8 protein-coding genes are annotated in these 6452 nt (G+C 62.0%); 4 read left to right on the top strand and 4 right to left on the bottom strand.

The genetic code is table 11. From position 1 onward, the window contains the following. On the bottom strand, positions 1-245 hold a 245-nt coding region (locus ACT8II_RS02880), incomplete at its 3' end, for an asparaginase domain-containing protein (protein WP_443812964.1). 230 nt (positions 246-475) lie between these two features. Between ACT8II_RS02880 and guaA the strand changes: the two genes are divergently transcribed. Next, positions 476-2086 carry a glutamine-hydrolyzing GMP synthase gene (gene guaA, locus ACT8II_RS02875; RefSeq protein WP_443812963.1) on the top strand — a complete coding sequence of 537 codons (1611 nt, stop codon included), beginning with the start codon at positions 476-478 and terminating at the stop codon, positions 2084-2086. Between the two features lie 618 nt (positions 2087-2704). Here guaA and ACT8II_RS02870 read toward each other — a convergent pair. After that, the gene (locus ACT8II_RS02870; protein ID WP_443812962.1) at positions 2705-3118 is read right to left on the bottom strand and encodes a helix-turn-helix domain-containing protein; all 414 of its coding nucleotides are present in this window, start codon (positions 3116-3118) and stop codon (positions 2705-2707) included. A 140-nt stretch (positions 3119-3258) separates the two neighbouring features. On the opposite strand from ACT8II_RS02870, the gene ACT8II_RS02865 reads away from it, so the two are divergent. Genes ACT8II_RS02865 through ACT8II_RS02855 form a run of 3 tightly spaced genes read left to right on the top strand, consistent with a single transcriptional unit; the run spans position 3259 to position 4965 of the window. Then, entirely contained in the window at positions 3259-3462 is a 204-nt protein-coding gene (locus ACT8II_RS02865) for a hypothetical protein (protein ID WP_006681531.1), read from the top strand. Between the two features lies 1 nt (position 3463). Continuing rightward, positions 3464-4534 (top strand): tyrosine-type recombinase/integrase, encoded by a 1071-nt coding sequence (locus ACT8II_RS02860; protein ID WP_443812961.1) that lies wholly within the window; start codon positions 3464-3466, stop codon positions 4532-4534. Between the two features lie 5 nt (positions 4535-4539). Next, complete coding sequence (locus ACT8II_RS02855; RefSeq protein ID WP_418244489.1) at positions 4540-4965, top strand: plasmid mobilization protein; 426 nt, start codon at positions 4540-4542, stop codon at positions 4963-4965. A gap of 3 nt (positions 4966-4968) precedes the next feature. On the opposite strand, the gene ACT8II_RS02850 is transcribed toward ACT8II_RS02855, so the two are convergent. Both ACT8II_RS02850 and ACT8II_RS02845 read right to left on the bottom strand, forming a co-directional pair. Then, a complete protein-coding gene (locus tag ACT8II_RS02850) occupies positions 4969-5547 on the bottom strand; it encodes an HNH endonuclease family protein (RefSeq protein ID WP_443812960.1) in 579 nt (192 codons plus the stop codon). Beyond that, a partial coding sequence (locus ACT8II_RS02845; protein ID WP_443812959.1) for a DUF262 domain-containing protein occupies positions 5496-6452 on the bottom strand: 957 nt, incomplete at its 5' end. The genes ACT8II_RS02850 and ACT8II_RS02845, both read right to left, overlap by 52 nt.

Below are 6452 nucleotides of genomic sequence, written 5' to 3'. Positions count from 1 at the left end.
ATGACTACGAACCCATCGTGGGCGTCGTAGCCCTCGCGGATGACCTCGGCGATGCGTAGCCAGTCGGCGGGTCGCATGTTGGTGCTGTCGATGTTCATGGGCTGCACGATGTCAAGCTCGTAGAGGCCTTCGATTTGGGGCACGCTGCGTGCGAGTTCCTCACCAGAGAGAGCGGGGGAGAGGCCATTGCCTTCCTCGGCCGAGGCGATCGTGCCGCCCGTGGCAATCAAAAGAATGCGTTTCACGCGTGGGCCTCCTCAACATGGCGGGTTACGACGACTCAGACATTGTAGTGGATGCCGACTGCTGCGAGAGATGCGTTCGCGGATGACGCGAGGAGGTTTTACGAGTCGTATCGGCACAATGTGGCTAAAAACCATGTAAGGATTCTGCGCACGCGCAGCTTGGCGAGTATGATGTACCAATTGGCTAACACGTCTCGCCGTCGATTATGGCGGCACGGTTGGGAGGGTTCATGACCCAGAATGCATCCGAGCGGGCCGCGCAGAAGGTGCTGGTCTTCGACTTCGGCGCGCAGTATGCGCAGCTCATCGCCCGTCGCGTGCGCGACCTGCATGTATATTCCGAGATCGTCCCGTGCGACATCACGGCCGAAGAGGTGCGCGAGATGGCGCCCGCGGCGCTGATTCTGTCTGGCGGCCCCGCGTCCGTGTACGCGGAGGACGCGCCCACGGTCGATCCCGCAATCTATGACCTCGGCCTGCCCATTCTGGGCTTCTGCTACGGCCACCAGGTGACCGCCGTCACGCTCGGCGGCGAGGTGGGCCACTCCGAGATCGGCGAGTACGGCCCCGCCACCATCGAGCGCGACCGCGAGAGCAAGCTCTTCAACGCCACGCCGCTTGAGCAGACCGTGTGGATGAGCCACCGCGACGCCGTCTCCCGCGTGCCCGAGGGGTTCGCCGTGACCGCGAGCACCTCCGTGTGCCCGGTTGCCGCCATGGAGGACGCCGAGCGCCGCATCTACACCACGCAGTTCCACCCCGAGGTCAAGCACACCGAGCACGGCCAGCAGCTGCTCCGTAACTTCCTGTTCGACATCTGCGGGCTTGAGGCCAGCTGGACCATGGACAACCTGGTCGAGACCATGGTGGGCGAGTTCCGCGCCGCCGTTGGCGAGGACCGCGTGATCCTGGCGCTGTCCGGCGGCGTCGACTCCTCCGTGGTCGCGGCCTTGGGCGCCCGCGCCGTCGGCCGCCAGATGACCTGCGTGTTCATCAACCATGGTCTGCTGCGCAAGGGCGAGCCGGAGCAGGTGGAGGAGGTCTTCACCAAGCAGTTCGACGTCGACTTCGTGCACGTGCACGCGGAGGCGCGCTACGCCGCGCTGCTCGATGGCGTGACCGATCCCGAGGAGAAGCGTCGCATCATCGGCACGCAGTTCTGGAACGAGTTCTTCGCCGTGGCGAAGGATCTGGAGACCGACGGCCGCCCGGTGAAGTACCTGGCGCAGGGCACCATCTACCCCGACATCATCGAGAGCGGCGCCCGCAAGACCGGCGGCAAGACGGCCACCATCAAGAGCCACCACAACCTCATCCCGTTCCCCGAGGGCGTGCACTTCGATCTCATCGAGCCGCTCGACCACTTTTTCAAGGACGAGGTGCGCGAACTGGGCCTGTCGCTGGGCCTGCCCGAGCACATCGTGCACCGTCAGCCGTTCCCGGGCCCCGGCCTGGCGATTCGCATCATCGGCGCGGTGAGCCCCGAGAAGCTCGAGATCCTGAAGAACGCCGACGCCATCGTGCGCGAGGAGCTGGACGAGTACAACGCGCGCCTGTTCGAGCAGACCGGCGAGCGCAACAGTGAGCACTCCTGCTGGCAGTACTTCGCCGTCCTGCCCGACATCAAGTCCGTCGGCGTTATGGGCGACGAGCGCACCTATCAGCGTCCGATCATCCTGCGTGCCGTCGAGTCCAGTGACGCCATGACCGCCGACTGGGCCAAGCTGCCCTACGACGTCCTGGCCCGCATCTCCGGCCGCATCGTGGCCGAGGTTCCCGGTGCCAACCGCGTGTGCTACGACATCACGTCCAAGCCGCCCGCGACAATCGAGTGGGAGTAAGCCGATAGGGCTCTGACCTGCTATTTTGAGTGCCGCACTGTGCCGCTGAGTTTCGTTTCGTACGAGAGTCATGGCAAAGCCGCCAGCGACGGCGGTGAGTAAATACGATAATCTGGCCTCCGTTCCCGCGTTGGGACGGAGGCTTTTTCTTTGCTCATTTACTCCCTTTCACCTGCGATTTCGCCATTTACTCCCCCGTGTTTCAAGACGGCAAGACACTGGGCGGTATTCGGGGGAACGGGAGTAAGGATTTATCCCAAGTGAGTGGACGCGCGATTTTTGTCCCCGAGGGCGAAACGAGCCCCTTTAGGGGTCCGTGAAACTCAAATCGAACTCAATAGGCTTTTCAGCGGTCTCCGCACGGCGTTTTCCCAGGTGGCTAATGGGGAGTAAAGAATCTCATCGTCTCAATGAAAACGGGAGTAACCAGGGGAAATGCCGCGGCGTGCTGCCGCGTGCCGTCATGTAAGCCACCGTGTAATTTACTCCCCAGGCGCGCCGGATATGCCTTGGCATGCAATGGGGAGTAAAAACTCAGCTTGTGCAGGAACGAACGGCGCTCGCCGCCTAACCTGGCGTTCTGATTCGATTGCGTTGGTTGCGAAATGCGGAGAGCCGCTACAGCGAGGCTTTCCAGTCCTCGTATTCGTTGGCGTCGATCTCGCCGTTCTCGAGCTGCGCGCGCTTCTCTGCCCAGAGCCCGATCGCCATCGCAGTTTTGGGTCCGTGCGGCGCCTTGGGGTTCAGGGAGAGCCTCGTGCCGTCGGCTGCGGGCACGATGCCGAAGGAGTCCTCGAGCCGCACGAGCAGCGACATGAGGTCGCCCGCGGTCTCGACGCCGTAATCCTTGAGGGCATTGACGGATACGCCGAGTGCTGCGGCGATGGATTCGAGCAGCTCGGGCTTGACGGCGCGGATGCCACTCTCATAGTGGCGCACGGCCCCCTCGGTCAGACCGACCGCCTCGGCGAGCTGCGCCTGCGTCATGCCGCGCAACTTGCGGTACCGCCTTATGTTCTCGCCTACGGACATGCGCCCTCCTCCTGGAATTACGTACCCGCACATCTTATCAGCGTACGCAAATGTACGCAATTCTATTGACAGTACAGATATGTACGTTTACTCTGAATCTGTAAACCGTACGTATCCGTACGCTGTTGATAGGAGGAACCATGGACGAGAAGGTGGCGAAGACACCGAGGCCGCACATGCTGGACGCCGACGAGGTCGCGGAGCTGCTGAGGATCAAGAAAGGCAGCGCCTACGAGGTGATCAGGAAGATAAACGCCGAGCAGGAGGCGCGCGGGCGCGTGGTGATCCGCGGGCGCGTCCGGAGCGACGTCTTCGACGCCCTGTACTTCCCGGAGGTGGACTGACATGCCCGTGTACAAGGATGACAACAACGGCACGTTCTACGTGCAGTGCTACTACCGCGACGCCCGCGGCTCGAAGCGCCACAAGACAAAGCGCGGCTTCTCCTCCGAGGTGGAGGCCGCCGTGTGGGAGGGCCAGTTCAAGAGCCTCAACGGCGGGACCATGGACATGACGTTCTCCGAGTTCGTCGAGGTGTACGCCTCCGAGGTGAGGCCGCGCATACGCGAGCACACGTGGATCACCAAGGAGTACATCATCAACGACAAGCTCGTGCCGTTCTTCGGGGACATGCGCATGTGCGACGTGAGGCCAATCGACGTCATCAGGTGGCAAAACGAGCTCACCGAGCACCGGGACGCCGACGGGAAGCCCTGGGCGCCGACCTACCTGCGCACGGTGAACAACCAGCTCAACGCCATCTTCAACCACGCCGAGCGCTACTACGGCCTCACCGACAACCCGGTGCGCAGGGTCGACAAGATAGGCTCGAAGAGAGGCGGCGAGATGCAGTTCTGGACCAAGGACGAGTACCTCCGCTTCTCGGAGGCCATCTCCGACAAACCACTCGCCTTCTACGCCTTCGAGCTGCTCTACTGGACGGGCATCCGCTGCGGCGAACTCCTGGCGCTCACGCCGTCCGATTTCATGCTGGAGAGCTCGCGGCTGCGCATCAACAAGTCGTACCAGAGCCTCCACGGCGTGGACACCGTGACCGACCCCAAGACGCCCAAGTCGGTGCGCACGATCGTCATGCCCGCCTTCCTGCGCGACGAGATGGCGGACTTCATCGAGATGCGCGACGATGTTGCCCCTGACGAGCGCCTGTTCGCTGTGACCAAGCACTTCCTAGCCCACGAGATGGAGCGCGGGTGCAAAGCGTCGGGCGTGAAGCGCATCCGCATACACGACATTCGCCACAGCCATGTGAGCCTGCTGATTGAGATGGGCTTCTCCGCGCTGGCCATCGCCGAGCGCATAGGCCATGAGGCGGTGGACATCACCTACCGCTACGCGCACCTGTTCCCCACGAAGCAGGACGAGATGGCCACCGCCCTTGACGGAGCGAGGGGGTAAGAAAGATGCCATGCGAAAACAGCGCCCGCAAGCGCAGCAAGACGATGGCGTTCCGCTGCACGCCCGAGGAGCATAGGCTCATATGCGAGATGGCCGCCTGGAGCGGCATGCTCAGGCAGGACTACATCATCGCCAAGCTCACCGATACCCAGGTCGAAGTGAAGCCCTCTGTGAGCGTACAGAAGGCGCTGAAGAACTCGATGGCGGAGTTGGCCAAGGAAGTTCGTCTGGCAGCCTCCTACGGCGAGCTGAGCGAGTCTCTGCAGCAGAGGATCGAACTCGTTATGAGGTTCTTCCTGGCGCTCGGAGAGCCTGTTGACGCGTTGGAGGCTGGGGCGCCGCAACAAGGCGCGCTTTTGAAGGAGTCTGCGACAGCCGTCGTAGATGCGGAATCCGACACCGCATGCATCTTCGGGATGGGGCGCATGTAGGGCTTAACGCCAGACCTCCAACGCCTTATCCGCGAGCCATTCGGCACGATCGGCAATATCGCCCTCGTCCCAAGATTCTTTCTCCAGGGCGCCAGCCATCGTCGCAAGGCCAGCGGCGCAGAGTGCAAGGCCGTCCTTGTACCCCTTTCCCTGCTTCTTGGTGGTCCAATCTGCGTCGCGGATGGAGGCGTTGAGCGAATGTGTGATGATGGCGAGGTTGCCGAGCGTGAGGAGCTTCCTGTCCCTTCGCGTCGCGGCCTCCTCGTCGAGGGCTCCCCAGTTGTTACGCCACTTCTTGGGCATCATGTGCTCGAGGGTGTATTGGTTGAACCCGAGCAGGGCCGTGCTGCTCATACTCGGGCGTATGGCGCTTTCCAGCAGATAGAGGATGCCCTTGGACTGAAGGTTGTACAAGCACGATTCCTCGAACGCCTTTCGAACCTCGGCATCGCCGGGCATGAACGTCGTCGCCTCTTCGTTGGCCGCGAGTGCCTTCCTCAGAGTCTCCGCGTCCTTCACCTCGTTCAGGATCAGCGAGGTGAACAGCCTGTTGTAGTTCTTCGTGGTCGCCTGGACCAGCATCCGACGGACGATGTAGCTCTCAAGCAGTGCGAAGACCTCGGATTCCTCGCCGAAGACTTCGCGTTCTTGCGAACGTAGAGCACATACGGGATGAGCGTCGAGTTCTTAAGGCCGAATATCAGCACATTCAAGCGCTCGACGCCGGGGGCGGAGGGAATGTCCGCGTCGCAGCAGCTTGGGTCGAACGTGGACTCGAACGCCTCGGCATGCGCCTTCATGCTGTCGAGGATCTCGTCCTTGTTTCCGTTGCAGTACCTGCCGATGAAGTCCTTGTAGGACTGGAAGAGGTTGGACGTGCGCGAATAGAAGAGCTTGTCCTCGGTCGTGACGCCGCGCTTCTTGTCCTGAACCAGGATCTGGAGGAAGGCGTCGAAGAAGATATCGACGAGCGTGCGCTTGATGCGCCCGGTAACGATCTCCTGCTCCCAGTACTCCCTCTTCTCGGCCGTGGGCTCGAAGACGTCCTCCCAGCACTCCTTGAACGCCTGCTCGTTCTCGCGGTTGAAGAAGTAGTTCTTGAGGAGCTCCGCCGTCGTCAGGCGCACCCCGAGCGAGTTGATGGTGTCGAATATCTGCTGCTCGTCCTCGCCCTCGGTGAGGTCGATGCAGACGAACTGGACGTTCGACTTGATCGTGTTCCTGTCGATCTTCTCTGGATCGATGTTCTTGAGGAAGTAGTTGTAGGCGAGGACGATGGCCGAGGAGCCCTCGAGGGGCTCGCAGCCCGTGGCGTTGACGACCTTCTCGAAATCCTGCCGGTCGTACTTGCCGTGCCTCAGGGCGACTTCGCCGGTCTCCAGAACGAAGTCTCGCTCGAACAGGTCGATGCGGCCAATTCTCGCGCAGAGCGCCTTGAAGAAGATGACCATGGTCGTGAGGCGCTGCTGGCCGTCGATGACGGTGCG

This window comes from Collinsella sp., assembly GCF_052346665.1.
In the GTDB taxonomy this organism is placed as follows: Bacteria; Actinomycetota; Coriobacteriia; order Coriobacteriales; family Coriobacteriaceae; genus Collinsella.
The sequence above is the reverse complement of the archived record's forward strand: the minus strand, read 5'-3'. Positions and strand labels throughout refer to the sequence as shown.

Coding starts and splice junctions, on each gene's coding strand:
- ACT8II_RS02865 (WP_006681531.1), top strand. CDS start 3,259: ATGGACGAGAAGGTGGCGAAGACACCGAGGCCGCACATGCTGGACGCC.
- ACT8II_RS02870 (WP_443812962.1), bottom strand. CDS start 3,118: ATGTCCGTAGGCGAGAACATAAGGCGGTACCGCAAGTTGCGCGGCATG.
- ACT8II_RS02850 (WP_443812960.1), bottom strand. CDS start 5,547: ATGCTGGTCCAGGCGACCACGAAGAACTACAACAGGCTGTTCACCTCG.
- ACT8II_RS02855 (WP_418244489.1), top strand. CDS start 4,540: ATGCCATGCGAAAACAGCGCCCGCAAGCGCAGCAAGACGATGGCGTTC.
- ACT8II_RS02860 (WP_443812961.1), top strand. CDS start 3,464: ATGCCCGTGTACAAGGATGACAACAACGGCACGTTCTACGTGCAGTGC.
- guaA (WP_443812963.1), top strand. CDS start 476: ATGACCCAGAATGCATCCGAGCGGGCCGCGCAGAAGGTGCTGGTCTTC.